Annotated in this window: 25 protein-coding genes and 1 pseudogene; 14 read left to right on the forward strand and 12 right to left on the reverse strand. The window is 47.6% G+C overall.

The features are described from left to right. Positions 1 to 64: 64 nt before the first annotated feature. On the reverse strand, positions 65 to 1,144 hold the full coding sequence (gene apbC / locus LVJ86_RS10630) for an iron-sulfur cluster carrier protein ApbC (protein WP_047761077.1): 1,080 nt from the start codon (positions 1,142 to 1,144) through the stop codon (positions 65 to 67). 154 nt (positions 1,145 to 1,298) lie between these two features. Here apbC and LVJ86_RS10635 point away from each other — a divergent pair. The 3 genes and pseudogenes from LVJ86_RS10635 (at position 1,299) to LVJ86_RS10645 (ending at position 3,577) form a co-directional block, all read left to right on the forward strand. Beyond that, positions 1,299 to 1,951, forward strand: a pseudogene (locus tag LVJ86_RS10635) (IS1595 family transposase). A 158-nt stretch (positions 1,952 to 2,109) separates the two neighbouring features. Then, on the forward strand, positions 2,110 to 3,069 hold the full coding sequence (locus LVJ86_RS10640; RefSeq protein WP_047761929.1) for an L-lactate dehydrogenase: 960 nt from the start codon (positions 2,110 to 2,112) through the stop codon (positions 3,067 to 3,069). Positions 3,070 to 3,094: 25 nt separating this feature from the next. Then, positions 3,095 to 3,577: a CinA family protein gene (locus LVJ86_RS10645; protein ID WP_047761928.1), complete on the forward strand. Its 483-nt coding sequence runs from the start codon at positions 3,095 to 3,097 to the stop codon at positions 3,575 to 3,577. Between the two features lie 203 nt (positions 3,578 to 3,780). Here LVJ86_RS10645 and rpsJ read toward each other — a convergent pair whose 3' ends face one another. From rpsJ to rpsL, 5 genes are all read right to left on the reverse strand, one after another. After that, entirely contained in the window at positions 3,781 to 4,092 is a 312-nt protein-coding gene (gene rpsJ / locus LVJ86_RS10650; RefSeq protein ID WP_002642322.1) for a 30S ribosomal protein S10, read from the reverse strand. Between the two features lie 18 nt (positions 4,093 to 4,110). Continuing rightward, positions 4,111 to 5,295 carry an elongation factor Tu gene (tuf, locus tag LVJ86_RS10655; protein ID WP_047761939.1) on the reverse strand — a complete coding sequence of 395 codons (1,185 nt, stop codon included), beginning with the start codon at positions 5,293 to 5,295 and terminating at the stop codon, positions 4,111 to 4,113. A gap of 80 nt (positions 5,296 to 5,375) precedes the next feature. Continuing rightward, positions 5,376 to 7,478 (reverse strand): elongation factor G, encoded by a 2,103-nt coding sequence (gene fusA / locus LVJ86_RS10660; protein ID WP_047761616.1) that lies wholly within the window; start codon positions 7,476 to 7,478, stop codon positions 5,376 to 5,378. A 21-nt stretch (positions 7,479 to 7,499) separates the two neighbouring features. Beyond that, positions 7,500 to 7,970 (reverse strand): 30S ribosomal protein S7, encoded by a 471-nt coding sequence (rpsG, locus tag LVJ86_RS10665; protein WP_047761615.1) that lies wholly within the window; start codon positions 7,968 to 7,970, stop codon positions 7,500 to 7,502. A 140-nt stretch (positions 7,971 to 8,110) separates the two neighbouring features. Further along, positions 8,111 to 8,482: a 30S ribosomal protein S12 gene (rpsL, locus tag LVJ86_RS10670; RefSeq protein ID WP_002218431.1), complete on the reverse strand. Its 372-nt coding sequence runs from the start codon at positions 8,480 to 8,482 to the stop codon at positions 8,111 to 8,113. 384 nt (positions 8,483 to 8,866) lie between these two features. Between rpsL and minC the strand changes: the two genes are divergently transcribed. From minC to LVJ86_RS10690, 4 genes are read left to right on the forward strand one after another with little or no spacing between them, the layout of a single operon-like run. After that, positions 8,867 to 9,589, forward strand: coding sequence for a septum site-determining protein MinC (gene minC / locus LVJ86_RS10675; protein ID WP_047761614.1), 723 nt, complete (start codon positions 8,867 to 8,869; stop codon positions 9,587 to 9,589). A 52-nt stretch (positions 9,590 to 9,641) separates the two neighbouring features. Next, positions 9,642 to 10,454, forward strand: a complete 813-nt coding sequence (minD, locus tag LVJ86_RS10680; protein ID WP_047761613.1) for a septum site-determining protein MinD — start codon at positions 9,642 to 9,644, stop codon at positions 10,452 to 10,454. A gap of 3 nt (positions 10,455 to 10,457) precedes the next feature. Beyond that, positions 10,458 to 10,721, forward strand: coding sequence for a cell division topological specificity factor MinE (minE, locus tag LVJ86_RS10685; protein ID WP_047761612.1), 264 nt, complete (start codon positions 10,458 to 10,460; stop codon positions 10,719 to 10,721). A gap of 3 nt (positions 10,722 to 10,724) precedes the next feature. After that, positions 10,725 to 11,645, forward strand: coding sequence for a hydrogen peroxide-inducible genes activator (locus tag LVJ86_RS10690; RefSeq protein WP_047761611.1), 921 nt, complete (start codon positions 10,725 to 10,727; stop codon positions 11,643 to 11,645). A 343-nt stretch (positions 11,646 to 11,988) separates the two neighbouring features. On the opposite strand, the gene metE is transcribed toward LVJ86_RS10690, so the two are convergent. Next, positions 11,989 to 14,268, reverse strand: a complete 2,280-nt coding sequence (metE, locus tag LVJ86_RS10695; RefSeq protein ID WP_047761610.1) for a 5-methyltetrahydropteroyltriglutamate--homocysteine S-methyltransferase — start codon at positions 14,266 to 14,268, stop codon at positions 11,989 to 11,991. A 581-nt stretch (positions 14,269 to 14,849) separates the two neighbouring features. Between metE and LVJ86_RS10700 the strand changes: the two genes are divergently transcribed. After that, complete coding sequence (locus tag LVJ86_RS10700) at positions 14,850 to 15,779, forward strand: LysR family transcriptional regulator (RefSeq protein ID WP_047761609.1); 930 nt, start codon at positions 14,850 to 14,852, stop codon at positions 15,777 to 15,779. 154 nt (positions 15,780 to 15,933) lie between these two features. Here the strand turns inward: LVJ86_RS10700 and ruvC are convergent, their stop codons facing one another. Continuing rightward, positions 15,934 to 16,476 (reverse strand): crossover junction endodeoxyribonuclease RuvC, encoded by a 543-nt coding sequence (ruvC, locus tag LVJ86_RS10705; protein WP_047761608.1) that lies wholly within the window; start codon positions 16,474 to 16,476, stop codon positions 15,934 to 15,936. A gap of 282 nt (positions 16,477 to 16,758) precedes the next feature. Here ruvC and LVJ86_RS10710 point away from each other — a divergent pair, with 282 nt between their 5' ends. The 4 genes from LVJ86_RS10710 (at position 16,759) to LVJ86_RS10725 (ending at position 20,238) form a co-directional block, all read left to right on the forward strand. Continuing rightward, entirely contained in the window at positions 16,759 to 17,289 is a 531-nt protein-coding gene (locus tag LVJ86_RS10710) for a phosphatase PAP2 family protein (protein WP_047761606.1), read from the forward strand. Between the two features lie 2 nt (positions 17,290 to 17,291). Beyond that, the gene (locus LVJ86_RS10715; RefSeq protein WP_047761605.1) at positions 17,292 to 18,320 is read left to right on the forward strand and encodes an MJ1255/VC2487 family glycosyltransferase; all 1,029 of its coding nucleotides are present in this window, start codon (positions 17,292 to 17,294) and stop codon (positions 18,318 to 18,320) included. Between the two features lie 361 nt (positions 18,321 to 18,681). Then, entirely contained in the window at positions 18,682 to 20,019 is a 1,338-nt protein-coding gene (locus tag LVJ86_RS10720) for a Na+/H+ antiporter family protein (protein WP_047761604.1), read from the forward strand. Beyond that, complete coding sequence (locus tag LVJ86_RS10725) at positions 20,020 to 20,238, forward strand: SlyX family protein (RefSeq protein WP_047761603.1); 219 nt, start codon at positions 20,020 to 20,022, stop codon at positions 20,236 to 20,238. 128 nt (positions 20,239 to 20,366) lie between these two features. On the opposite strand, the gene LVJ86_RS10730 is transcribed toward LVJ86_RS10725, so the two are convergent. After that, positions 20,367 to 20,930, reverse strand: a complete 564-nt coding sequence (locus tag LVJ86_RS10730; RefSeq protein WP_047761602.1) for an L-threonylcarbamoyladenylate synthase — start codon at positions 20,928 to 20,930, stop codon at positions 20,367 to 20,369. A 207-nt stretch (positions 20,931 to 21,137) separates the two neighbouring features. Next, entirely contained in the window at positions 21,138 to 22,412 is a 1,275-nt protein-coding gene (gene purD / locus LVJ86_RS10735; protein ID WP_047761601.1) for a phosphoribosylamine--glycine ligase, read from the reverse strand. Positions 22,413 to 22,657: 245 nt separating this feature from the next. On the opposite strand from purD, the gene lysS reads away from it, so the two are divergent. Continuing rightward, positions 22,658 to 24,169 (forward strand): lysine--tRNA ligase, encoded by a 1,512-nt coding sequence (gene lysS / locus LVJ86_RS10740; RefSeq protein ID WP_047761600.1) that lies wholly within the window; start codon positions 22,658 to 22,660, stop codon positions 24,167 to 24,169. 110 nt (positions 24,170 to 24,279) lie between these two features. Here the strand turns inward: lysS and LVJ86_RS10745 are convergent, their stop codons facing one another. Together LVJ86_RS10745 and aroG are read right to left on the reverse strand one after the other, a co-directional pair. Further along, positions 24,280 to 24,426 (reverse strand): hypothetical protein, encoded by a 147-nt coding sequence (locus LVJ86_RS10745; RefSeq protein ID WP_161796062.1) that lies wholly within the window; start codon positions 24,424 to 24,426, stop codon positions 24,280 to 24,282. Next, complete coding sequence (gene aroG, locus LVJ86_RS10750) at positions 24,401 to 25,447, reverse strand: 3-deoxy-7-phosphoheptulonate synthase AroG (protein WP_047761599.1); 1,047 nt, start codon at positions 25,445 to 25,447, stop codon at positions 24,401 to 24,403. The genes LVJ86_RS10745 and aroG overlap by 26 nt, the downstream gene beginning before the upstream one ends. Positions 25,448 to 25,742: 295 nt before the next feature. Here aroG and orn point away from each other — a divergent pair, with 295 nt between their 5' ends. Then, positions 25,743 to 26,294 (forward strand): oligoribonuclease, encoded by a 552-nt coding sequence (orn, locus tag LVJ86_RS10755; protein ID WP_047761598.1) that lies wholly within the window; start codon positions 25,743 to 25,745, stop codon positions 26,292 to 26,294. The last annotated feature ends 118 nt before the right edge of the window (positions 26,295 to 26,412 follow it).

Consider the following 26,412-nt stretch of genomic DNA (forward strand, 5'->3'; position numbering starts at 1 on the left):
CATACAATATGAAAAATGCCGTCTGAAAATTTTTCAGACGGCATTTTTTACAGTGAAGGCAAGCTTATTCCACCACAATTTTAGGGAAACGGCTGCTGAAGTCACGGCCTTTATCCGCCACAGCCAAAGCAATCTGCCAAGCAGCACGAGTATAAAGCTCTGCAATCGCGGGCTGCTGCTCAAACAAAGCCTGCACCGTACCTTGATCCATTGCCTCGCGTACGGGCAGGCTCAGCGGTAACTGACCCAACAGCGGTACATTTAATTTAACCGCCAAATCCTTACCGCCATCGCTACCGAAAATGGTTTCGGCGTGACCACAATGGCTGCAAATATGCACCGACATATTTTCCAGCACTCCGAAAATCGGAATATTCACTTTTTGGAACATATCCACCGCTTTTTTCGCATCAATCAAAGCAATATCCTGCGGTGTTGTTACCACTACCGAACCGGTTACCGGAATTTTTTGCGATAAAGTCAGCTGTACATCACCGGTACCCGGCGGCAAATCGATGAAGAGATAGTCCACATCGTCCCATTCGCTTTGAAACAACAACTGCTGTAATGCCTGGGAAAGCATAGGACCACGCCAAACGACTGCCTGATCGGTATCTACCAAGAAACCGATAGACATCACCTGTACACCGCCTGCCGACAATACGGGCACCAACTTGCCGTTATTCTGATCGGGCTTGCCGTCTGCCACACCAAACATGGTCGGCTGGCTGGGACCGTACAAATCCGCATCCAATACACCTACGCGTGCACCCATTTTCGCCATAGCGGTAGCCAAATTGGCCGTAGTCGTCGATTTGCCTACACCGCCTTTGCCCGAAGCAACGGCAATAATATTTTTTACACCTTTAATCGTCGCAACACCAGGTTGAACCTTATGAGTGTCAATAGCGGTAGAAATACCCAAATGCAACGGCACATCACCTGCAAGCGGCAAAATAGCAGCCTCGATACGGCTGCCCAATTCTTCGGCAATATGCTCTACGGGATAACCGAAGCGCAATTGGATATACAGGCCGTCTGAATGTTCGGCAATGCTCTCAACCGCTTTTTCACTGCCGAGCGTACGGTTACTGTCTGGAATCGAGACTGCCGCTAAAGCGGCTTCGATAGCGGGAATATTCATTTTCTTTTCTCTTAATGATGTGTTATCGGGATTTTAACAGATTGCCGCCATCTCTTCATGGCAGCTTTAACCTAATTTAAATCTTAATATCTATGGCAAAGGTATATAATTTAAAGGGGCTGTATTAGATTGGCAGTTATGTTACCCTTTAAAAATGAAGATAACACACTGTAAACTATCTAAAAAGTACAAAAAAAGTTGCTTGAATTTTTTGTACTTGAGGTAACCGCCCGTTCTGCTGCCAATTTATTGGATATTAACCCCAATTCAGCAGCTCTGTTTTACCGTAAAATTCGCCAAGTCATTGCCTATCATTTAGAGCTTCAAGCTGATGAAATCTTTGATGGTTCAATCGAGCTTGATGAGAGTTATTTTGGTGGACAACGAAAAGGCAAACGCGGTCGCGGAGCGGCTGGGAAAGTAGCGGTATTTGGTATTTTGAAACGTCAAGGCAAGGTTTATACTGTTGTCGTTAAAAATACCAAACAAGATACTTTACTACCTGTTATTAAACGAAAAATAATGCCTGATAGCATTGTTTATACGGACTATTACAAAAGCTATGATGTGCTAGATGTGAGTGAATTTACGCATCACAGAATCAATCATTCAGAGCTTTTTGTCGACCGTCAAAACCATATCAACGGTATTGAAAACTTCTGGAATCAGGCAAAGCGCGTTCTACGAAAGTACAATGGAATTGACCGAAAATCTTTCCCTTTATTCTTGAAAGAATGCGAATTTCGTTTTAACTTTGGTACACCAAAAGAGCAACTTAAAATCTTGCGAATTTGGTGTGATATTTAAGGCTAATCTAATACAGCCCCAATTTAAAAGTTACATAAAAGATAAAAAATAAGGCATAGGCCACACAAAACAACGACAAGGATTTACGCATCTGTAACAATAGGCCGTCTGAAACAGTCGGCGGTAATATTAAAAACAAACTCAATAGGAGGTAAGCCATGACCCGTAAAGTCGGCAATAAAGTTGTGATTATCGGAACCGGAGCCGTCGGCATCAGCTATGCTTTCGCAATGCTCAACCAAGGGCACTGTGATGAAATGGTACTGATTGATCTAAATGAAAACCGTGTTCGTGCCGAAGTACGGGATTTAAAGCACGGCATCCTCTATGCGGCTACGCCCGTAAAAATTATCGCCGGTACCTACGATGATTGTGAAGATGCCGATATTGTGTGCATTTGTGCCGGCGCGCCGCAACGCCCGGGTGAAACCCGTCTTGACTTAATCGATAATAATCTGAAAGTATTTCACGGCATCGTCGGCAAAGTAATGGCTTCTGGTTTCGACGGTATTTTTCTAATCGCCACCAATCCCGTTGACGTACTTTCTTATGCCACATGGAAATTTTCCGGTCTACCCAAGGAGCGGGTTATCGGTTCTGGCACTATTCTCGATACAGCCCGTTTGTGCAATTGTTTGGGACAGGCCTTTGATGTCGCCCCCGTCAGCGTAGATGCCCACATGATAGGGGAACATGGCGACAGCGTCATTGCAGCTTGGAGTTCGGCCAGCATTGCGGGAATGCCTTTGCAAAAATTACTTGAAAACCGACCCGACGGCCAAGAATTAATGCAGCGTATTCACCGTGATGTCCGTAATGCCGCTTATGACATTATCGAAGCCAAAGGTGCCACCTGCTACGGTATAGCTATGGGCCTAAGCCGTATCTCTCGTGCCATTTTACACAATCAAAACGTAGTGCTGACCGTTTCAACACTGCTACAAGGCGAAATGGGGCAAGAGGGTGTTTATATCGGCGTGCCCGCCGTTATCAATCGTCTAGGCTCGGTACGTGTCATTGACAAACCTCTGGACGCAAAGGAATCCGAGCAATTCAACCGATCGGCTACCCTACTAAAAAGCTACCAGGAAAAAGTAGATCATTTTCAGGCCATCTGAAAAACTATTTATTAAGGAAAAAAATATGAGCCGTTCTACCTTATACCGCCTTACAGAAAATTTAGTCTCTAACGGCTATACGGTAACCTGCGCCGAATCGTGTACAGGCGGCCTACTTGCTGCCGAACTCACCCGCTTACCGGGCAGCTCTGCTTGGTTTGATATGGGTTTCACCACTTACAGTAATGAGGCCAAACAACAATTGGTAGGTGTTCATGCTGATACATTAAATATGTTTGGTGCAGTCAGTGAAGAAACCGTACGTGAAATGGCTCTCGGCTCATTACTGGCTGCAAAAGCAGACTTCTCCCTGAGTATCTCCGGCATTGCAGGCCCCGATGGCGGCAGCGAAGCCAAGCCTATCGGTACGGTATGGTTTGGGTTAGCCACCAAACAAAGGATTTTTGCTACCAAACAACATTTCAACGGTGATCGTGATGAGATTCGCCAACAAGCAGTAGATTTTGCCCTCGGTTGGTTATTGGAAATGGTTGAAAAAACCGTTTAAAATTAATCACCAAACAATCAAAATATAATTGTATGAGTGAATAGGTATTTTTTAATAACATGCCATCTGAAAATAAAAACCTGCATACTGTCATATCAAACCTGCCAACTATGGTCTTCCGACAAAACTCTAAAATAACATTTACATACCAATAAAAAACCGGGTATTTCAACCCGGTTTACTTGTTTCATCTGACTTGATGATTATTGAACTTTAATTTCTACATCTACACCTGCAGGCAGGTCAAGCTTCATCAAAGCATCAGTGGTTTTATCAGTCCAATCCACGATATCCATCAAACGCAAATGGGTACGGATTTCCAACTGCTCACGTGAAGTTTTGTTTACGTGCGGTGAACGCAGAATGTTGAAACGTTCGATTTTAGTCGGCAGCGGAATCGGACCTTTTACTACGGCACCGGTACGCTTAGCGGTTTCAACGATTTCTTGTGCAGAACGGTCAATCAAGCTGTAATCATAAGCTTTCAAACGGATGCGGATTTTTTGGTTAGCCATTTATCTGTATCCTTTTGATTAAGCGATTACGGTAGAAACAACACCTGCACCTACAGTACGGCCACCTTCGCGAATCGCAAAGCGCAAGCCTTCTTCCATCGCGATCGGAGCAATCAGCTCTACGGTAATAGCCACGTTTTCACCCGGCATTACCATTTCCACACCTTCTTCCAAAGTTACCGCACCGGTAACGTCAGTAGTACGGAAGTAGAATTGCGGACGGTAGTTAGCGAAGAACGGAGTATGACGACCACCTTCTTCTTTGCTCAACACGTACACTTCGGCTTTAAACTTAGTGTGCGGAGTGATGGTGCCGGGCTTAGCCAATACTTGGCCACGCTCAACCTCTTCACGTTTGGTACCGCGCAACAATACGCCTACGTTATCACCGGCTTGGCCTTCGTCCAGCAGTTTGCGGAACATTTCCACACCGGTACAAGTGGTTTTTTGGGTTTCTTTCAAACCAACGATTTCAATCTCGTCGCCTACATGAATGATACCGCGCTCTACACGACCGGTTACTACTGTACCGCGGCCTGAAATAGAGAATACGTCTTCGATCGGCAACAGGAACGGTTTGTCCACAGCACGCTCAGGAGTCGGGATGTAGCTGTCCAAAGCAGCTGCCAGTTCAAAGATTTTTTCTTTGTAAGCAGCATCACCTTCCAAAGCTTTCAATGCAGAACCTTGAACGATCGGGCAGTCATCACCGGGGAAGTCGTAGCTTGACAACAGGTCGCGGATTTCCATCTCAACCAATTCCAACAACTCGGCATCGTCTACCATGTCGCATTTGTTCATGAACACGAGGATGTAGGGAACGCCTACTTGGCGAGCCAACAAAATGTGCTCGCGGGTTTGCGGCATAGGACCATCGGCAGCAGATACTACCAAGATAGCGCCGTCCATTTGAGCGGCACCGGTAATCATGTTTTTCACATAGTCGGCGTGACCCGGGCAGTCTACGTGTGCGTAGTGGCGGGTTTCGGTTTCATATTCTACGTGAGAAGTGTTAATGGTAATACCACGGGCTTTCTCTTCCGGGGCATTGTCAATTTGGTCGTAACCTTTGGCTTGACCGCCGAATTTTTCAGCCAAAATGGTGGTCAGGGCAGCAGTCAGAGTGGTTTTACCATGGTCAACGTGACCGATGGTGCCAACGTTTACGTGCGGTTTGCTCCGCTCGAATTTTTCTTTAGCCATGAGCTAATTTCCTTATATAAAGAACGATTAAAGATCAATTGATAGCCGCCTGAAACATTTCAGACGGCCTGTTTGCAACCTTAACCTTTACGGGCTTCGGTTACTTGTGCTGCGATATGTGCAGGAGCTTCAGCATATTGCTTGAATTCCATTGAGTAAGTCGCACGACCTTGGGTAGCAGAGCGCAAGTCGGTAGAGTAACCGAACATCTCGGCCAGAGGTACTTCGGCACGAATTTTCTTACCGCCGATACCATCGTCATCCATACCTTGTACGATGCCGCGGCGACGGTTCAGGTCACCCATTACGTCACCCATGTACTCTTCGGGGGTTTCTACCTCCACGGCCATCATAGGTTCCAGCAATACCGGAGCGGCTTTCTTCATACCTTCTTTGAAAGCCATAGATGCGGCCAATTCAAAGGCGATTTGAGAAGAGTCGACATCGTGGTAAGAACCGAAAATCAAACGTACACGTACATCTACTACCGGATAGCCGGCAACAATACCGTTTGATAGAGTGTCGCGGATACCTTTGTCACAAGACGGGATAAATTCACGCGGAATTACGCCACCTTTAATTTCATCGATAAACTCGTAGCCTTCGCCACCGGGTTCCATCGGTTCCATTTTGATGACAACGTGACCGTACTGACCTTTACCACCTGATTGTTTAACGTGTTTCGCTTCAGATTCAACTTCTTTGCGAATAGTCTCACGATAAGCAACTTGTGGTGCGCCAACATTGGCTTCTACACCAAATTCACGCTTCATACGGTCAACAATAATTTCCAAGTGCAACTCACCCATACCGGAAATAATGGTTTGACCTGACTCTTCATCGGTGCGAACACGGAATGAAGGGTCTTCTTTTGCCAAACGGTTCAAGGCAATACCCATTTTTTCTTGGTCTGCCTTGGTTTTCGGTTCAACGGCAACGTGAATTACCGGCTCCGGGAATTCCATACGTTCCAAAATAATCGGTGCATCTTCGGCACATAGGGTTTCACCGGTAGTAACGTCTTTCAAACCGATAGCGGCCGCAATGTCACCTGCACGTACTTCCTCGATTTCATCACGGTCATTAGCAGTCATTTGTACCAAGCGGCCGATGCGCTCGCGGGTACCTTTTACTGAGTTCACTACGTTATCGCCTGATTTCAGTACGCCTGAGTAAACACGGATAAAAGTTAGCTGGCCAACGTATTTGTCATTCATCAATTTGAATGCCAAAGCCGAGAATTTGGCATCGTCAGAAGCTTCGCGAGTATCTTTTTCGCCTTTCGGTGTTTCACCGGCAACCGGCGGGATATCTGTCGGGGCAGGCAAGAACTCTACAACAGCGTCCAACATACGTTGTACACCTTTGTTCTTAAATGCTGAACCGCACAATACAGGCTGAATTTCGCCGGCCAAAGTGCGTTGACGCAAAGCGGCAACGATTTCTTCTTCGGTCAACTCTTCACCGCCGAGGTATTTATCCATCAACTCTTCGCTAGCTTCGGCAGCTGCCTCTACCATGTTATTGCGCCACTCTTCAGCGGTCGCAACCAAATCAGCCGGAATATCGCCATATTCGAATTTGATGCCTTGCGAGGCCTCATCCCAAATAATGGCTTTCATTTTCAACAAATCAACCACACCTTCGAATGCGTCTTCGGCACCAATCGGCACAACGATAGGCACAGGGTTGGCACGCAAACGGGTTTTCATTTGCTCTACGGCACGGAAGAAGTTGGCACCTTGACGGTCCATCTTGTTCACGAATGCTAAGCGCGGAACATTGTATTTGTTAGCCTGACGCCATACGGTTTCAGATTGGGGCTGAACGCCGCCAACTGCACAGTAAACCATTACGGCACCATCCAAAACGCGCATAGAACGCTCTACCTCTACGGTAAAGTCAACGTGTCCCGGGGTATCGATAATATTGAAACGGTGTTCTTTAAATTGACCGCCCATACCTTTCCAGAAGGTAGATACCGCTGCAGAAGTAATGGTAATACCGCGCTCTTGTTCTTGCTCCATCCAGTCGGTAGTGGCAGCACCGTCGTGCACCTCGCCCAACTTGTGAGTCATACCGGTATAGAACAGAATACGTTCGGTAGTTGTGGTTTTACCCGCATCGATATGGGCTGAAATACCGATATTGCGATACAGGCTAATGGGGGTTTTACGCGCCATGATAGTCGCCTTTTTAAATAATTAGAAACGGAAGTGCGAGAAGGCTTTATTAGCCTCAGCCATACGGTGTACTTCTTCACGTTTTTTCATTGCGCCGCCACGGCCTTCGGCAGCATCAATCAATTCGCCGGCCAGGCGCAAATCCATAGATTTCTCACCGCGTTTGCGTGCCGCATCTCGCACCCAACGCATTGCCAACGCCAAACGGCGTGAAGGGCGAACCTCAACAGGAACTTGGTAGTTGGCACCACCTACACGGCGGCTTTTCACTTCCACAACCGGTTTTGCATTGGCAATTGCAGTATTGAATACTTCGATGGCTGCTTGGCCTGTTTTTTTCTCAATCTGTTCCAGAGCACCGTAAACAATACGCTCTGCAACCGATTTTTTACCATCAATCATCAATACGTTCATGAATTTTGACAGCTCAACGCTACCGAATTTCGGATCCGGCAAAACATCGCGCTTGGGGACTTCTCTACGTCTTGGCATTTTAATTCCTTAATATCTATTCAGTTGGGGCAATCCCATGAATGCCTATCACAAGCATTCACTTACTCGACAGCCTTTAATTTATGTTTCAGGCCGCCTATGTGCCTTTAATTCTGTGTGCTAAATAACCGTATGCCGGATTATTTAGGACGTTTCGCACCGTATTTAGAACGGGCTTGCTTACGGTCTTTAACACCTGCAGTATCCAAAGAACCGCGAACAGTGTGGTAGCGAACACCCGGCAAATCTTTTACACGACCGCCGCGGATCAATACAACGCTGTGCTCTTGCAGATTGTGGCCTTCACCACCAATGTATGAAATAACTTCAAAGCCATTGGTCAAGCGCACTTTACATACTTTACGCAACGCTGAGTTCGGTTTTTTCGGAGTAGTGGTGTATACACGGGTGCACACGCCGCGTTTTTGCGGACATGCTTCCAGTGCAGGCACTTTGTTTACGTACACAGGCTTTTGACGGCCTTTGCGTACCAATTGGTTAATAGTAGGCATATTTTCTCGTTCCTATTGAGTGATATACATTGCCGGCACCATGCCGACAAGAGCGGAATTATAAATTCTTTCCAATGACCAAGTCAAGCCAAGAAAAACAAAAGCATTTACTACTCAAGATTTTAGAGCCTGATTGTTGCCTCAAGTGTGGGGGAGGTTTTCATTTATCAACCTGATTTACGGAACCATCTATCCTAATTAAACTACTAAATCACACTCCCTAAGGCCAACCCAACCCGATATTCCTCACGGCTTGCGCCTTTAGTAAACCTATATAGGTGTAAGCCTTAATTAATTTATTTTCAGACGGCCTTTAGCGATTGAATAGATTTGATTAAGGCGGTAAACTTAGCCTATTAAATTTTTTTATGGTAGCAATATTGTATGACTCCTGCTTTTGATGTGAAGTCGGCACGACTTGATGCGTTAGCCATCCGGCTTTACACGTCCAACATTACCGAGCTGGAAACTTTATTACAGCAACGTGCTGATCAGTACCGGAATTTTAAAGGTATGCCTTTTATCTTGGATCTGTATGACTTCGACGAGCCTTCTGCCTTTGATACGGCAACGATCTGCACTTTATTTGCAAAACACGGTCTGAACATTATCGGCTTGCGCCATCATAATACAGCATGGGAAGACACCGCCTCTGCCAATGGTTTGGCTTTTGTCCCAGCAGCAGCTTCAGACGGCATTCCCGTGTCCCCTCCAACGACTGTCGAACCGGTATCAATTTCCGAGCCGGTTAAAGCGCAAGTCATCAGCCAACCGACCGTATTCGTAAATACCCCTATCCGCACAGGGCAGCAGGTTTATGCGGAAAATGCTGATTTAATCGTTACCGGAATGGTTAGCGAAGGTGCGGAAATCATTGCAGACGGCAACATCCATGTATACGGCCCAATGCGCGGGCGTGCTTTAGCCGGCGCCAACGGCAACCGCAGTGCCCATATTTTTATACACTCGATGCAAGCCGAGCTGGTATCTGTAGCCGGTATTTATCGAAATTTCGAACAAGACCTCCCACCTCATCTGCATAAGAAGCCGGTTCAGGTTTCTTTGAAAGAAGACCGTTTAATTATCGGAGCCATTGACGCCGAATAGCATCAAATTATCCGACTGTTATTCAATTTTTTAAGTTAAAGAAGGAATCATCGTGGCAAAAATTATTGTAGTAACCTCTGGTAAGGGCGGTGTTGGTAAAACTACTACCAGCGCCAGCATTGCAACCGGCTTAGCCTTACGCGGCCATAAAACCGCCGTTATCGATTTCGACGTGGGTTTACGCAATCTGGACTTGATTATGGGCTGCGAACGCCGTGTGGTTTATGACCTTATCAACGTTATCCAAGACGAAGCCACCCTAAACCAAGCACTGATTAAAGACAAACATTGCGACAACCTTTTTATCCTGCCCGCATCTCAAACCCGCGACAAAGATGCCCTGACTCAGGAAGGCGTAGAAAAAGTACTGAAAACCCTTACCGAAGAAATGGGTTTTGATTTTGTTATCTGTGACTCTCCTGCCGGTATTGAGCAAGGTGCATTAATGGCGCTTTATTTTGCCGACGAAGCCATCGTAACCACTAATCCCGAAGTTTCCAGCGTACGCGACTCCGACCGTATCTTGGGTATTTTGCAAAGCAAAAGCCGCAAGGCGGAAAACGGCGAAACCGTGAAAGAGCACCTGTTGATTACCCGCTACTCACCCGAGCGCGTAGAGAAAGGTGAAATGCTGTCCGTGCAAGATATCTGCGATATTCTGCGCATCCCCCTGATCGGTGTTATTCCCGAATCACAAAACGTATTGCAAGCATCCAATGCCGGCTCACCGGTTATCCACCAAAATGATGCTGTCGCCGCCGAAGCTTATAAAGATGTAGTGGCACGCCTTTTGGGTGAAAACCGAGAAATGCGCTTCCTCGAAGCCGAGAAAAAAAGTTTCTTCAAAAAATTATTCGGAGGCTAAACCATGTCATTGATTGACCTCTTGTTTGGCAAGAAGCAAAAAACCGCCGAAGTTGCACGCGACCGCCTGCAAATCATCATTGCGCAAGAGCGTGTGAAATCACAGGCTCCCGACTATCTGCCTACCTTGCAGAAAGAGCTATTGGAAGTATTGTCAAAATATGTTCATGTTTCCCTCGACGACATCCGTATTTCCCAAGAAAAACAAGATGGCGTAGATGTATTGGAACTGAATATCACCCTGCCCGAACCTGCTAAAAAGGCTTAAACTATGACTCTGACCGAATTGCGTTATATTGTGGCCGTGGCGCAAGAGCGCCACTTCGGTCGGGCGGCTCAGCGCTGCTTTGTCAGTCAGCCCACCCTTTCTATTGCCATCAAAAAACTGGAAGAGGAACTGGCAGTATCATTGTTTGACCGCAGCAGCAATGAAGTTATTACCACCGAAGCCGGTGAGCGTATTGTGGCTCAAGCACGCCGTGTTTTAGATGAAGCAGACCGCATCAAACATTTGGCTACCGAAGAACAGAACGAATTGGAAGGCTCTTTCAAACTCGGTCTGATTTTCACCGTAGCCCCTTACTTGCTGCCCAAACTGATTCTTTCATTGCGCAGCGAAGCACCGAAAATGCCGCTGATGCTTGAAGAGAACTATACCCAATCCCTCACCGATATGCTCAAACGTGGTGATTTGGATGCGATTGTAGTCGCAGAACCTTACCATGAACCGGGCGTGATTACCGTTCCTCTGTATGACGAACCCTTTTTTGTTATTGTGCCTAAAGGCCATCATTTCGAAGAACTGGATGCCGTATCGCCGCAAAGCCTCACTGAAGAGCAAGTATTGCTCCTCACCGAAGGCAACTGCATGCGCAACCAGATACTCGACAGTTGTTCAGAGTTGGCATCCAAGCAGAAAATTCTAGGCCTAACCAATACCTTGCAAGGCAGCTCGATCAATACTATCCGCCATATGGTAGCCAGCGGCTTGGCTATCAGCGTACTGCCTGCCACCGCCTTAACGGAAAACGACCACATGCTGTTTAGTATCATTCCGTTCGAAGGTACGGCACCGCACCGCCGTGTATTGTTGGCATACCGTCGCAATTTTGTAAGGCCAAAAGCTTTGACAGCCATTCGTAACGCTATCTTCTCTTCACACCTAAACGGTGTCAGCTTTATCAAAGAATAAACTGATTCCATCGAAAGGCCGGCATAAATTATCCGGCCTTTGCTTTTTATTTAAGCATAAATAATCTCTTTTTGTTTAGCCGGCACGACTGATTAAATTCGGATCAAAATAATTTAAGCCGGCTTTCGACTGTCATCGGTTCCTACTTGATAACTGGTGGTTGGCATAACTCCAACATATCTCATTCAATCAAACACCAGCTCTCAATCATCTCTAACAACCCATTCGCAATTATGTGCAATATAAAAAGCCTTCTAATGACAACTTACCACAACTGTAAAAATAAAAAGGCCGTCTGAAATTTCAGACGGCCTTTTGTTTCTCTATTTCCCAGACTCGGCGTTTATTTTGTAGCCAATTCGGCACGCAGTTTTTTGGTTACTTCCATCATCACTTCCAATTGCTCGACGGTTTCTTTCCAGCCACGAGTTTTCAAACCGCAGTCAGGGTTCACCCACAAGCGTTCAACCGGTACGACCTCCATTGCTTTGCGCAACAAATGCTCGATTTCAGCGGCGGTCGGTACGCGCGGGCTGTGTATGTCGTATACGCCCGGGCCGATATCGTTCGGATATTTGAAATCACCGAAAGCAGTCAGCAGTTCCATATCGGAACGTGAAGTTTCAATCGTGATTACATCGGCATCCATAGAGGCAATAGCCGGCAGGATATCGTTGAACTCAGAGTAACACATATGGGTATGGATTTGGGTGCTGTCTTCCGCGCCGGTAGAAGAAAGGCGGAAGGATTCGCACGCCCAAGCCAAATATTCGTCCCATTGCGCTTTTTTCAGCGGCATGGCTTCGCGGATTGCAGGTTCGTCGATTTGGATAACTTTAATACCGGCTTTTTCCAAATCCAACACCTCGTCGTTCAAAGCCAGGGCGATTTGTTTGGCTACTACGCTCAAAGGCACATCGTCGCGCACGAAAGACCATTTGAACATAGTTACCGGGCCGGTCAACATACCTTTCATCGGGCGTTTGGTCAGGCTTTGAGCATAAGAAGACCAGTAAACAGTCATCGGTTCGGGGCGTGATACATCACCGAAAATAATCGGAGGTTTAACGCAGCGTGAACCGTAGCTTTGCACCCAGCCGAATTGGCTGAAGCAATAGCCGGCCAACTGTTCGCCAAAGTATTCCACCATATCGTTACGCTCGGCTTCGCCATGTACCGGCACGTCCAACTCCAATTTCTCTTGCACTTCGACACAGTAGGCGATTTCTTTTTTCATCGCTGCATCATAATCAGCGGCGGAGAGCTCGCCTTTTTTGAAGGCGGCACGCGCTTGGCGGATTTCGGTGGTTTGCGGGAACGAACCAATGGTAGTGGTAGGCAGAGCCGGCAGATTCATCCAAGCCTGCTGGGCTTTGATGCGCTCGGCGAAGGGAGATTTACGCTGATCGGCACCTTGAGGCAGCTCGGCTACACGTTTTTGCACAGCTTCATTGTGGATTTTTTTATTGGTAGCACGGTCGGCGGCAGCGGCATCCGAAGCGGCAATCTCATCTTTTACGCTCTCTTTGCCGTGGGCCAGCGCTTGCTTGATAACACCTAACTCAACCAGTTTTTGAGCGGCAAATGCCATCCAAGATTTGATTTCGGCATCCAATTTTTCTTCTACGGCCAAGTCTTGCGGGCTGTGCAACAGCGAGCAGCTCGGGGCAATCCACAAATTATTACCCAGTTTTTCTTGTACCGGCTTCAGGATATCAATAACTTTACTCAGATTGGCGCGCCATACGTTGCGGCCATCCACCAAGCCGACAGACAATACTTTATGCTCAGGCCATGCGTTGGCAAAAACGTCCAATTGCTCAGGGGCGCGTACGGCATCGATATGTACGCCGTGTACGGGCAATGCTTTCAACAAATCAAGATGCTCGGCGACCGAAGCGAAATATGTGCCGATAATGATGCGTACACCGGTATTTGCCAGCTCTTTGTAAACTTCGGGGAATGCATCCGTATAAGGCTTGGGCGCATCTACAGCCAAAATCGGCTCATCGATTTGAATCCAATCCACGCCTTCTGCGGCCAACTCGCGCAACAATTGTGCATAGGCAGGCAACAGCTTCGGCAGCAAGGTTGCAACGCGGCAACCGAATTCTTCTTTTTTCTTACCCAACCACAATAAAGTAAGCGGACCAACCAAAGTAGGCTTAATATCGTGGCCTTGTTCCTTAGCTTCTTTGATTTGGGCAATCAAACGACCCGCATTAACCGAAAATTCAGTATCGGCATGCCATTCAGGGACAATGTAATGGTAATTGGTATCGAACCATTTTGTCATTTCCATGGCAAACTGGGTAGCATTACCGCGTGCCAGTTGGAAATATTGGGGCAGAGTCAGATTGGCCGCATCAAAACCGAAACGCTTCGGAATCGCACCCAATGTGCACAGCAAATCCAACACATGGTCGTAAAAAGAAAAATCGCCCACCGGTAGCAAATCCGCACCGGCAGCTTTTTGGGTCGCCCAATTAAGGCGGCGGATTTCGGCAGCTACGCTTTGCAGTTCGGCTTCTGTTTTGTCGCCTTTCCAAAAAGCTTCAACGGCAAATTTCAATTCGCGCTTGGCACCGATGCGCGGATAACCTGAAAGGTGGAACGTGTTCATATTTTGGTTTCTCCAGTGTTTGAACGGTATAAAAATTTGGATACTGTATATTGAATGTTTTTTCAAAGTAGTGCAAACGACTAATTTGAATGTTTAGCATGAATGATTTTAATGTTGGTGCCATTTAATTATGAAAATGCCGTCTGAAAATTTTCAGACGGCATTTTTGCATATGATTAACCTTTATTTATACAATAAGGAAAATTTTTAATTATTCGCGCAATCAACCATATAATTAGTATTACATGGCCAAAATTTATCTTAAATACACCGATATCAAACCGACTATTCCCTTATTTAATACATCTAAGCCGTTATTTTCCCAATATGCGCGCTTAGGCTTCAGAATATCACATACATTGAATACAACAGCATATATTAAAATATTATGCCACATATCACCTTTCTAATTAAAATATACATACCGATTATTTTTCAAAATCATAATATGTGCCAATCCTCCACAAACAATTCAAAATTGACGGCAACTCTCTTTCTTATGACATAGTATTTGAGTGGATGCATAAGGCCAATAAGTTCTTTATAATGAGCAAAATTCATATACTTTTTGAAAAATAATCATGGATTCGATTATCGAACTTCGCCATCTGAAAACCCTGCTCGCATTAGAAGAAACCGGCAGCGTATCGTTGGCGGCCAAACGGGTATTCCTCACCCAATCGGCACTTTCCCACCAAATCCGCGCATTGGAAAGCTATTATGAAACGCCGTTATTTGAGCGAAAATCCAATCCTTTGCGCTTTACACCCGCGGGCGAACGCTTATTGCAATTGGCCCGTGACTTATTGCCGCAAGTAGCAGCGGCCGAGCGCGATATGGCGCAAATTATTGAAGGAGAGGCCGGAGAGCTGCGCTTAGCCGTAGAATGCCATACCTGTTTTGATTGGCTGATGCCGGCTATGGGTATATTCCGCCCGCTTTGGCCGCAAGTAGAGCTAGATATCGTATCCGGCTTCCAAGCCGACCCTGTCGGCCTGCTGTTACAACACCGTGCCGATTTAGCTATTGTTTCCGAAGCTCTGCCGCAAGCGGGTATCGCTTATCAGCCGCTGTTTGCCTATGAAATGGTCGGCATTTGCGCCAAAGACCACCCATTGGCTGAAAAAGAAATCTGGCAAGCCGAGGATTTTACCGAAGAAACGCTGATTACCTACCCTGTACCTGACGATATGCTCGATTTATTGCGTAAAATATTGCTGCCGGCAGGCATTAACCCAAGCCGGCGCCATAGCGAGCTGACTATTGCCATTATACAATTGGTTGCCAGCCGCCGCGGCATAGCTGCCCTACCGTATTGGACAGTTATGCCTTATTTGGAAAAGGGCTATGTCATTTCCCGAAAAATCACGAATAAAGGCTTGAAAAGCGAACTTTATGCGGCCATGCGTGCAGAAGATACGGGGAAAAGCTATCTGGAAAACTTCTGCCAAATCGTCCGTGAACGGGGATTTGCAGATCTGCCCGGTCTGAGTGTCTTGGAAATGGGTTAACAGCTTGTCATACAATAAAACTAATAAAACACCGTTGGTATTTCCAACGGTGTTTTATTTTTTCCTAACCGATAATTGTCATGCCAAACTGGACTCTCTACTGCCCCAATCAATGCTTAATAGAAAACTTATGCCACAGCAAAATTATGATCTTTTAAGGCTGAAACCGCCCGCGCTTCACATTTAAGCCACCCTGTTGCAATTGTGCAGCCAAACTGTGGTTACGCAAGGCATGGGTAAGGGCAACGGCCAAACCATCGGCGGCATCTGATTGCGGTGTGCCTGACAATGCCAACATCTGCACTACCATATGCTGTACCTGCTCTTTCGCCGCCTTACCTTTACCGACAACGGCCTGCTTTACTTGCAAAGCCGTGTATTCGAATACCGGCAAATCATGCATCACCAGAGCCGCCAAAGCTGCTCCGCGTGCTTGGCCGAGCATCAGGGTAGCCGCGGGATTAACGTTTACAAACACCTGTTCAACTGCCGCTTGAACCGGGCGGTAAAGGCGTACTACTTCGTTCAAATGCCGCGTAATAACGGCAATCCGTTCGGGCAAAGGAGCGGCAGGCGGCGTTTTAATGCAGCCGGATGCGACATATTGATGCTCGCGGCCGTATACATCAATTACACCGAATCCGGTTACACGGCTGCCGGGGTCAATACCTAAAATACGGATGGGCTTAACACTCATACTTTTCAGACGGCCTTTTGATCATTTCGAAACTCATCAACTTTTACCAAGCGTACGGTTGCTTGTTTACATTTTTTATTAAAAACGGCGCAACCCAATTTTGCGCCGCCGGTAAAATTTTAATCCGACATTATAACGCCAATGCTTTCCAGATTTTCCAGAGGCCGTCTGAAACATTTTTCGGCAAAGCACAAAGTTGGCTTTAATAGAACTGTCATCACTGTTGCCGATAATAAAAGTAAAACCAATTTACTGTTTTGGCCATCTTTTGCGGGAGCCATCATGAAACTAAATCTGCCCGACACCCTTACCGTCACCGATATCCGCCTTTTATTTTGGTTCAACCGTCATAGTCGCAAGCGTACTATCGGCATACTCAGCCGAGAAATTTCCCGCTTGGGCGACGGCCCGTTATATGCCTGTATCGGCGTAATGTTATGGATTTTCGGCGGTGCTAAAGGTACTGCTTTTTTTTATACCGGCTTGGCGGCCTATGCCATCGAATTGCCGCTGTATCTAGTTTTAAAAAATAGCATCCGACGCAACCGCCCCTGCCACGGCGTAAGAGATATCCACGCTCTTATCGAACCTTCCGACAAATTCAGCTTTCCTTCCGGGCATACCGCCGCCGCTTTCGTATTCGCCACCCTAACCGGCATATTTTTTCCCGCGTGGGCGGTTGCGGCATATTTTTCGGCGTTACTCATCGGCCTTTCCCGAGTGATGTTGGGCGTACATTATCCATCAGATATTGCCGCCGGAGCAGTTTTGGGCATATTGTGCGTACAGACAGTTTTATTTTTCACTGGATAATTATGCGGATTCTTTATGGTGTACAAGCTACCGGCAACGGCCACATTACCCGCGCCCGAACCATGCTGCCAGCCTTGCAGACGGCAGGCATCACGGTTGACTTTCTCTTTAGCGGGCGCGATGCAGGGAAATATTTCGATATGGAATGTTTCGGCAAATACCGTACCCGCCGCGGCTTCACTTTTCATCTGGAACAAGGCCGTATTGCTTGGCCGCGTACTTTAACCGACTTAAAGCTTCGGGAATTTTGGCACGATGTTAACCGGCTGAATCTGAAACATTATGATTTGGTGGTCACCGATTTTGAACCTGTGAGCGCGTGGGCGGCCACAAAACAAGGAGTTCCTTCGGTAGGGCTTGCCCATCAATATGCCCTACGCTACCCCCTGCCCGGCACTTCCAACCACTTTTTGCTGCGGCACGGCATTACCGCATTCGCACCCGCTCAAAAATACCTCGGTATCCATTGGCTTCAGTTCGGTTGCCCAATTTTACCGCCACTGATTCAAACCGATATTCATACACCGGCGACAGACGATAACTTTATTTTGGTATACCTGCCATTCGACAACCTTAATCTGATTTGTAATTGGCTCGCTCCTTACAACCATTATCGTTTCCGTATTTATGCACCTGTTTCCAACCCCTCTAAACAAAACCGCATCGAAATCCTGCCTCTTTCGCGCCCGGCTTTTCAGCACGATTTAGCCAATTGCAGCGGCGTAATCAGCAACACCGGTTTCGGCTTATGCAGCGAAGCCATGACCTTGGGTAAGAAAATCCTTACCCGCCCGTTACCGGGGCAGATAGAACAACAATCCAACGCAATCATTCTTCAGCAAATGCAGCGGGCTACCATAATGCACGATTTTGATGCCGACATTCTCGCGCTCTGGCTAGATTCACCCGCTCCCCCACGCATGGCCTTTCCCAAAACAGCTAGCCATATTGCCTCTTGGTTAGCAGATGGTGCAGTTGAATCCGTTCAAACATTGGCCGATATGATTTGGCAAAAAACCGAAACCGACTGAAATCAGGCGATTTAAATGCACATTCTTTAAATAACCCGATTTACACACCATTGATATACCTTAACCGTCCAAAGAATCTTTTGAGTCCGCCCATACTTAACAGGAAAGAGTCTCAGCATCTATCTTGCCCAAACAGCATCGCCTCAATATACATTGCTCAACACTTAAAACGAAGCCCCGTATCAAAGGCAGTCTAAAGCTTATTTCCATAGAAATAAAAAAACAGCTTCGCACAATTCGGTGACAAATGAAACTAGCTTGTAAAATCATGTTAGGTTATCATAGCTTTTTTGTTAACAATCAAACGGAAAACCAGCCGCGCCGATGCTTTTCATGCGGCTTGCGGCGGTAGGAGTAAAAAATGAATGCAGTGGTAATTGCGGTCGCAGTGATGCTGGTATTGTCGCTGGCCCGCGTACATGTCGTACTCAGTCTGATACTGGGGGCACTGGCAGGTGGCCTGATTAGCGGGCTCGGCCTGGCAAAAACTATGGAAGTCTTCCAAACCGGTTTGGCCAACGGTGCGCAAATCGCACTTTCTTATGCCATGCTGGGTGCCTTTGCCGTGGCAATCGCCCATTCGGGCCTGCCCCAGGCTTTAGCCAACAGTGTTATCAAGCGCTTGGACAATAACCAGATACAAGATAAAGTACCCGGCAGCGTCAATTGGATCAAATGGGGTCTGCTGATTGCCTTACTGGCGATGAGCGTGATGAGCCAAAACCTGATTCCCATTCATATCGCTTTTATTCCTTTGCTGGTTCCGCCGTTATTATTGTTGTTTAACCGCTTCCAAATCGACCGCAGGCTGCTTTCCTGCTTGATTACTTTCGGCTTGGTAACTACTTACATGTGGCTGCCCTATGGTTTCGGTGAAATTTTCTTGAAGCAAATCCTAGTCGGCAATATTAATAAAGCCGGCCTTGATGTCAGTGGTGTCAATATCTTTAGTGCCATGACAATTCCGGCTTTAGGCATGGTGGCGGGTTTGCTGATCGCAGTTTTCTTCAGCTACCGCAAGCCGCGCATATACCGCAATATTGATGTTAACAACCAAAGTGGTATGAAAATGCCCGCTATTTCACCTTATCGAAGCCTGGTTGCCTTAATGGCGGTTGTGGTTTCGTTTGTGGTTCAGCTTTGGGCAGACTCATTGCTGCTCGGCGCAATGGTCGGTTTTGCCGTATTTATGGCTTTGGGTGTCGTGCGCTGGCGTGAAGCGGATGACGTTTTTAACAATGGTGTGAAAATGATGGCCATGATCGGCTTTATCATGATCGCTGCCCAAGGCTTTGCCGAGGTTATGAAAGCAACCGGAGACGTAGAACCTCTGGTAACTACTTCCGCCGAAATTTTCGGTAACAGTAAAGGTATGGCGGCATTTGTGATGCTGTTGGTCGGCTTGTTGGTGACTATGGGTATCGGCAGCTCTTTTTCTACTTTGCCGATTATCGCAGCGATTTACGTACCGCTCTGTATCAGCATGGGCTTTTCTCCCGCTGCTACCTTGGCCATTATCGGTACGGCCGGCGCATTAGGTGATGCCGGTTCGCCCGCATCCGATTCTACCTTAGGCCCGACAGCAGGTTTGAATGCCGACGGCCAGCACGACCATATGCGCGATACGGTGATTCCGACTTTCTTACATTACAACCTGCCCCTGATGGTATCGGGTTGGATTGCCGCCATGGTGCTGTAAATGGAAGAACTGGAAGCCAGAATTACCGAGCTTGAAATTCAAACCGCCCTTCAAGAAGACTTGCTGGGCAGTTTGAACGATACCGTAGCCAAGCTCCATCAAACACTTGATTTGCAGCAGGCCCAACTGCGCTTGCTCTATCAACGTTTGCAACAAGACAAAGGGCAGGACAGTGACGGAAATTTTAATCCGCAAGCCGAAATACCGCCGCATTATTAATCTGCGGCAGTAGCGAAAAGCCGTTATGATTTTTTCGAAACAATGATAATGCCGTCTGAAAAATTTCAGACGGCATTTTTATAACCTTGAATTCCTGCCGCAAATTATTGCAAATACGCGCTTGGACATCAACGCAAACGCCGACCGGTTTCACCGTCGATAATTTGACTGGGCTGCCGATAACGGCCGACTTGCCCGCCGATAATCCATACGTCACGCCCGAATTGCCGCCACACTTCGCGTCGGCTTTTGCAGGCACGTTTGCCGGCACGGTTGCACGAGGTAGATACCAAAGCAGTTTGTAATCGGCTGCATAGCGAACGCGAGCCCGCATGGTCGGGTACGCGCACGGCGAGTTTGGTTCGCCCTTTGCCTCGCAACAACGGCGGTAAGTGACGGCGAACGGGTAATAAAAAGGTTTTGGCGGCAGGCCAGTTTTCCGCCAGCATATTTTCGGTAGCAGCCGGAAGCGGTTGCAGCAACGGGCGAAGTTGGTCCTTATAGGCACCGATGACAATCATGCCTTTATGCTGCGGCCTTTTTTTCAGCCGTATCAAACGGCGCAAGGCAGGCTGGTGGGCCGGCAGGCAGCCGATGCCATAACAAGATTCGGTAGGATAGGCAACCAAGCCGCCGCGCTGCAAATGATGCCGCAAACTTTTGGGTACTTGAATGCGCGTAGGTATATTCATGAAGGATCCGATCTGGGCAATATGCCGCCGTCCGGCAAAATTTTTGCTTAATTAAAGTATTTTTCAGACCGCCCGAATACTTTCAGACGGCCTTTCCCATATAGCCGCCAGTATGCTGATTTAACTGGCCCTGATAGGATTTGATGCCGTCTGAAAACTGGTTTTCAGACGGCATCAAATGATTTGCATGGATATCAAACAAACTGTTTAGCCACGGTTAACGGCCTTATCGGCGATATCGGTACGGTACTGCATGCCTTCGAAACGGATATGCGACAAAGCTTGATAGGCCTTGCTTTTGGCAGCGGCAACATCGTCTCCCAAACCGACGACACACAATACACGTCCGCCGTTGGTATATATCTTACCCTCGGCGTCCGCCGCAGTTCCCGCATGAAATACCTTCCCCGCTTGCGCTGCCTCTTCCAAACCGGTAATCACATCACCACGGCGCGGGGTTTCAGGATAATTTGCAGCAGCAAGCACCACGCCTACGGCCGTTTGCGGATTCCATTTCGCTGATACAGTATCCAAACGGCCATCAATAGCGGCGGATACCAATTCTGCCAAATCGCTGTCGAGACGGCCCATAATCGGCTGGGTTTCGGGGTCGCCGAAGCGGCAGTTAAATTCGATGGTATAGGGTGCACCCGAAGTATCAATCATCAAACCGGCATACAAAAATCCGGTAAAAGGATGCCCTTCGGCCTTCATACCGGCTACCGTAGGCAGAATGATTTCATTCATCACGCGTTCGTAAACGGCGGGGGTTACTACAGGGGCGGGGCTGTATGCGCCCATGCCGCCCGTGTTCGGACCGCAGTCGTTATCGAGCAAGCGTTTGTGGTCTTGACTGGTCGCCATCGGCAAAACATTCTCACCGTCCACCATCACGATGAAGCTGGCTTCTTCGCCTTGCAAAAAGTCTTCAATCACCACGCGTGCGCCCGCGTCACCCATTTTATTGCCCAACAGCATATCATCTACCGCGGCGTGGGCTTCTTCCAATGTAGCAGCCACAATCACTCCTTTACCTGCCGCCAAACCGTCTGCCTTAATCACAATCGGTGCGCCTTTTTTATCCAGATAGGCATGCGCGGCAGCGGCGTCACTGAAGGTTTGATAAGCAGCGGTGGGAATATCGTATTTCGCCATAAACGCCTTGGCGAAATCTTTCGAGCTCTCCAACTGGGCGGCATAACGCGTAGGGCCGAAAATGCGTTTGCCCGCCGCACGGAAATCATCCACGATGCCCGCAGCCAGAGGCGCTTCGGGGCCGACTACAGTAAAGGCGATATTTTCCTGATTACAAAAATCGATCAACTCGTCGTGGCCTGATAAGGCAACGTTTTCCAACTTTGGTTCACTAGCCGTACCGGCATTGCCGGGCGCAACATAAACGGTTTCCACTTCCGGTGATTGGGCCAGTTTCCAGGCCAGCGCATGTTCGCGGCCGCCGCTGCCGATAACGAGTAATTTCATCAGGGTATCCTTGAAAATAAAGAGGGTTAAGGCTTGGAATTATAGCGGATTCTACGGCACTTCGTCAGCTTGGTAATTATGACATACTAGTATTTTGCCGGGCAGGTAATGCGGCTGAGCGCACACAGGGCCTGTGTTTCTTGAAATACATAGAAAAAAACTGCGAATACGCGTAAAATACGCACCAAAATATCGAATCAAATCAGGCTGCAGCATTTCGCGGCCTGAACTTTTTGGAAGAGATCATGAGCGAACACAACAACCATCAAACCGAACCGCAACTCGATGAAAATCAAATTATCGCGTTGCGCCGTGAAAAATTGAATGAAATCCGCCGCCAAGGCATTGCTTTCCCCAACCAGTTCAAACGTGATGCGTTTGCCGGCGACCTGCACAACCAATACGGCGCGCTGGAAAAAGCCGAGCTTGACCCTCAGGAAATTCCGGTCAAAGTAGCCGGCCGTATGATGCTCAAACGTGCCATGGGCAAGGCCAGCTTTGCCACCTTGCAAGACGTGAGCGGTCAAATCCAGCTGTATATCAACAACCAAGGTGTGGGCGAGGAAGTACACGAAGCCTTTAAACATTGGGATATGGGTGATATTCTCGGCGCAGAAGGCACGTTGTTCAAAACCAACCACGGCGAACTGACCGTACGCGTAAACAAACTGCAATTGCTATCAAAATCACTGCGCCCGCTGCCGGACAAACACAAAGGTTTGGCCGATCAGGAGATGAAGTACCGCCAGCGTTATGTCGATTTGATTACCAATCAGGATGCGCGCGATACCTTTATCAAGCGCAGCCAGATCATCCAAGCCGTGCGTAACTATATGGTCAACGAGCGTTACCTCGAAGTGGAAACGCCTATGATGCACCCGATTCCGGGCGGTGCGACTGCCAAACCTTTCGTCACCCATCACAACACGCTGGATATGCCGCTGTATTTGCGCATCGCACCCGAGCTGTATTTGAAACGGTTGGTAGTCGGCGGTTTGGAACGTGTGTTCGAAATCAACCGCAGCTTCCGCAACGAAGGCATGAGTACGCGCCACAACCCCGAATTCACCATGATGGAATTCTACGAAGCGTTCTGTACCTATGAGCGCATGATGGAGATGACCGAAGGCGTAATCCGAAATGCCGCAAAAACCGTATGCGGCACAGCCAAAATTACCTACAACGGTAAAGAAGTGGATTTGGAAAGCCCGTTCGAGCGCCTGACGATTTTAGAAGCCATCAAAAAATACAACCCGCACTATACCGACGAGCAATTGTTTGACGAAGCATGGTTGAAACAGGAAATTGTCAAACACGGCGAAAGCCTGCCGTCCTCTCCCGGCATCGGCAGCCTGCAATTGGCTTTGTTTGAAGGTTGCGCCGAAAGCAAATTGTGGAATCCCACCTTTATCGTCGACTACCCGGTAGAAGTATCGCCGCTGGCACGCGCATCCGATACGAAACCCGGCCTGACCGACCGCTTTGAGCTGTTTGTCGTAGGACGCGAGTTGGCAAACGGCTATTCGGAGTTGAACGACCCCGAAGACCAAGCCGCGCGTTTCAAAGCGCAAGTGGCGCAAAAAGATGCGGGCGACGACGAAGCCATGCACTACGATGCCGACTATATCCGCGCAATGGAATACGGCTTACCCCCCACCGGCGGTTCGGGTATCGGTCTTGACCGTTTGGTCATGCTGCTGACCGATGCGCAGAGTATCCGTGATGTGATTTTATTCCCGCAAATGCGCCCGGAATAATCTGTTTTCGGATACTAAAATAACAAAAAGGCCGTCTGAAATATTTCAGACGGCCTTTCGATTAGCAAGCATCAAATACTATGGTTCATTACACGGAAAAGATACCGCCGTTATCCGATCAACTGCAACAGCTTACCATTCTTCACATCAAATGATGTCCCGAAGATATGATTGATGCGTTTAAACAAGCCGTCTGAACTTTTCAGACGGCTTTTGAAAAGCAGCGGCACATTAGCCGACACGGTGGCGGTTGGCATCTGCCAGCAGCGCCAACAAAGCTTCGGTGCTCTCCCAACCGATACAAGCATCCGTAATACTCTGTCCATAAGTTTCAGGCTTATCTTGCCGCCCTTCTACCAAATGGCTTTCGACCATCACGCCCATGATATTGTCTTCACCGTTACGCAACTGCCCGGCTACATCTTCGGCCACTTCCATTTGACGTTTGTAGTCTTTACGGCTGTTGGCATGGCTGAAATCCACCATCAGTTTGGGCGTCACACCTGCCTTGGACAGCTGCTCGGCAGAAGCCTTAACGTGCTCGCTACTGTAATTCGGTTCTTTACCACCTCGCAGAATAACATGGCAGTCGGGATTACCGGCCGTATGAACAATAGCGGAATGGCCGGATTTGGTTACCGACAGAAAATGATGTGAATGGGATGCGGCGCCGATGGCGTCAATGGCAATTTTCAAATTACCGTCGGTGCCGTTTTTAAAGCCGACAGGACAAGACAGGCCGCTGGCTAATTCACGGTGTACCTGGCTTTCGGTTGTACGCGCGCCGATAGCACCCCACGAAATCAAGTCGGCATAATATTGCGGCGTAATCATATCGAGAAACTCGGTAGAAGCCGGCATACCCATATTGTTAAGTGTCAGCAGCAGCTGGCGTGCTTGGCGCAGGCCGAAATTGATGTCGAAACTGCCATCTAGATGAGGGTCGTTGATCAACCCTTTCCAACCTACGGTGGTACGCGGTTTTTCAAAGTACACACGCATCACAATCAGTAATTCTTTTTCATATTTTTTGCGCAAGGGCAACAGCCTACCGGCATATTCAAGCGCAGCTTTGGGATCATGGATGGAACAAGGGCCGATAATCACCAAAAGACGGTTGTCCCCACCGTGTACCAAACGGGCGATTTCCTGACGGGTGCGGTATACCAGTTCAGAAGCCTCATTGCTGATCGGCAATTCATACAGATGGGCGATCGGCGGCAACAATTCTTTTACTTCTTTGATTTTTATATCATCGGTTTTATGCGGAATGCTCATAGGATTTTTCTTTAAAATCGTATCAAATGAGGTTCAGCTTAACCCCTTTTATGGCTATTGACAAGCTCGTTTTGATTGATCGAGAAATTTAATTGCGTATATTTCATATTATTTTTTAAAATTGGATTTTTATTTCATTTTTTTTAAATTTAAAAAATTAAATTTTATTTATTTTGTATGGATATTTTATTAAAAGCATAATCGGAAAAGCATTTTTACTTTGCTCCGGCATTAATGCTGTATGGAATGTCATGTCACACTATATAATATGACTTTTACGACTCAGGCTATTTTCATGACTCAAAATGCAAACAACCTTTGCTGGCTCGATATGGAAATGACGGGCTTAGATCCTGATCGCGACAAAATCATCGAAGTGGCAATGATTATTACCGATCAGGATTTAAATGTTTTGGCACAATCGGAAGTGTATGCTATCCACCAAAGCGATGACGTTTTAAACGCTATGGACGAATGGAATACCGCTACCCACGGCCGCACCGGCCTAACCGAACGTGTCCGCCGGTCCGCTTACACTGAAGCCCAAGTAGAACAAGAATTACTGGACTTCATGGCCCGGCGGATTCCTGAGAAAGCCAGCCCGATGTGCGGCAATACCATTCATCAAGACCGCCGTTTTATGGTGCGCCATATGCCGCGCTTGGAGGCTTATTTCCATTACCGCAATCTAGACGTTTCCACCCTTAAAGAGCTCGCCCGCCGCTGGCATCCGGCGCTGGCCAAAAACGTAGTGAAGCGCGGGGCACATCAAGCTTTGGACGATATTCTCGAGAGTATCGAAGAAATGCGTTACTACCGCGAACATTTCCTCCGCCTGCCCGACTAAGTATTTAAGCAAGGCCGTCTGAAAAATTTCAGACGGCCTATCAAGTAAGTTCACAAAAAAATTAAACCCATATGACATAAATCTAAAATAGTTTGGCCGGCCCAATCTTCATAACAAC

The organism is Neisseria arctica (genome assembly GCF_022870905.1).
In the GTDB taxonomy this organism is placed as follows: Bacteria; Pseudomonadota; Gammaproteobacteria; order Burkholderiales; family Neisseriaceae; genus Neisseria; species Neisseria arctica.

Excerpts from the sequence above, each read along its gene's own strand:
- apbC (WP_047761077.1), bottom strand. The coding sequence starts at position 1,144 with ATGAATATTCCCGCTATCGAAGCCGCTTTAGCGGCAGTCTCGATTCCA.
- LVJ86_RS10640 (WP_047761929.1), top strand. The coding sequence starts at position 2,110 with ATGACCCGTAAAGTCGGCAATAAAGTTGTGATTATCGGAACCGGAGCC.
- LVJ86_RS10645 (WP_047761928.1), top strand. The coding sequence starts at position 3,095 with ATGAGCCGTTCTACCTTATACCGCCTTACAGAAAATTTAGTCTCTAAC.
- rpsJ (WP_002642322.1), bottom strand. The coding sequence starts at position 4,092 with ATGGCTAACCAAAAAATCCGCATCCGTTTGAAAGCTTATGATTACAGC.
- tuf (WP_047761939.1), bottom strand. The coding sequence starts at position 5,295 with ATGGCTAAAGAAAAATTCGAGCGGAGCAAACCGCACGTAAACGTTGGC.
- fusA (WP_047761616.1), bottom strand. The coding sequence starts at position 7,478 with ATGGCGCGTAAAACCCCCATTAGCCTGTATCGCAATATCGGTATTTCA.
- rpsG (WP_047761615.1), bottom strand. The coding sequence starts at position 7,970 with ATGCCAAGACGTAGAGAAGTCCCCAAGCGCGATGTTTTGCCGGATCCG.
- rpsL (WP_002218431.1), bottom strand. The coding sequence starts at position 8,482 with ATGCCTACTATTAACCAATTGGTACGCAAAGGCCGTCAAAAGCCTGTG.
- minC (WP_047761614.1), top strand. The coding sequence starts at position 8,867 with ATGACTCCTGCTTTTGATGTGAAGTCGGCACGACTTGATGCGTTAGCC.
- minE (WP_047761612.1), top strand. The coding sequence starts at position 10,458 with ATGTCATTGATTGACCTCTTGTTTGGCAAGAAGCAAAAAACCGCCGAA.
- LVJ86_RS10690 (WP_047761611.1), top strand. The coding sequence starts at position 10,725 with ATGACTCTGACCGAATTGCGTTATATTGTGGCCGTGGCGCAAGAGCGC.
- metE (WP_047761610.1), bottom strand. The coding sequence starts at position 14,268 with ATGAACACGTTCCACCTTTCAGGTTATCCGCGCATCGGTGCCAAGCGC.
- LVJ86_RS10700 (WP_047761609.1), top strand. The coding sequence starts at position 14,850 with ATGGATTCGATTATCGAACTTCGCCATCTGAAAACCCTGCTCGCATTA.
- ruvC (WP_047761608.1), bottom strand. The coding sequence starts at position 16,476 with ATGAGTGTTAAGCCCATCCGTATTTTAGGTATTGACCCCGGCAGCCGT.
- LVJ86_RS10710 (WP_047761606.1), top strand. The coding sequence starts at position 16,759 with ATGAAACTAAATCTGCCCGACACCCTTACCGTCACCGATATCCGCCTT.
- LVJ86_RS10715 (WP_047761605.1), top strand. The coding sequence starts at position 17,292 with ATGCGGATTCTTTATGGTGTACAAGCTACCGGCAACGGCCACATTACC.
- LVJ86_RS10720 (WP_047761604.1), top strand. The coding sequence starts at position 18,682 with ATGAATGCAGTGGTAATTGCGGTCGCAGTGATGCTGGTATTGTCGCTG.
- LVJ86_RS10725 (WP_047761603.1), top strand. The coding sequence starts at position 20,020 with ATGGAAGAACTGGAAGCCAGAATTACCGAGCTTGAAATTCAAACCGCC.
- LVJ86_RS10730 (WP_047761602.1), bottom strand. The coding sequence starts at position 20,930 with ATGAATATACCTACGCGCATTCAAGTACCCAAAAGTTTGCGGCATCAT.
- purD (WP_047761601.1), bottom strand. The coding sequence starts at position 22,412 with ATGAAATTACTCGTTATCGGCAGCGGCGGCCGCGAACATGCGCTGGCC.
- lysS (WP_047761600.1), top strand. The coding sequence starts at position 22,658 with ATGAGCGAACACAACAACCATCAAACCGAACCGCAACTCGATGAAAAT.
- LVJ86_RS10745 (WP_161796062.1), bottom strand. The coding sequence starts at position 24,426 with ATGCCAACCGCCACCGTGTCGGCTAATGTGCCGCTGCTTTTCAAAAGC.
- aroG (WP_047761599.1), bottom strand. The coding sequence starts at position 25,447 with ATGAGCATTCCGCATAAAACCGATGATATAAAAATCAAAGAAGTAAAA.
- orn (WP_047761598.1), top strand. The coding sequence starts at position 25,743 with ATGACTCAAAATGCAAACAACCTTTGCTGGCTCGATATGGAAATGACG.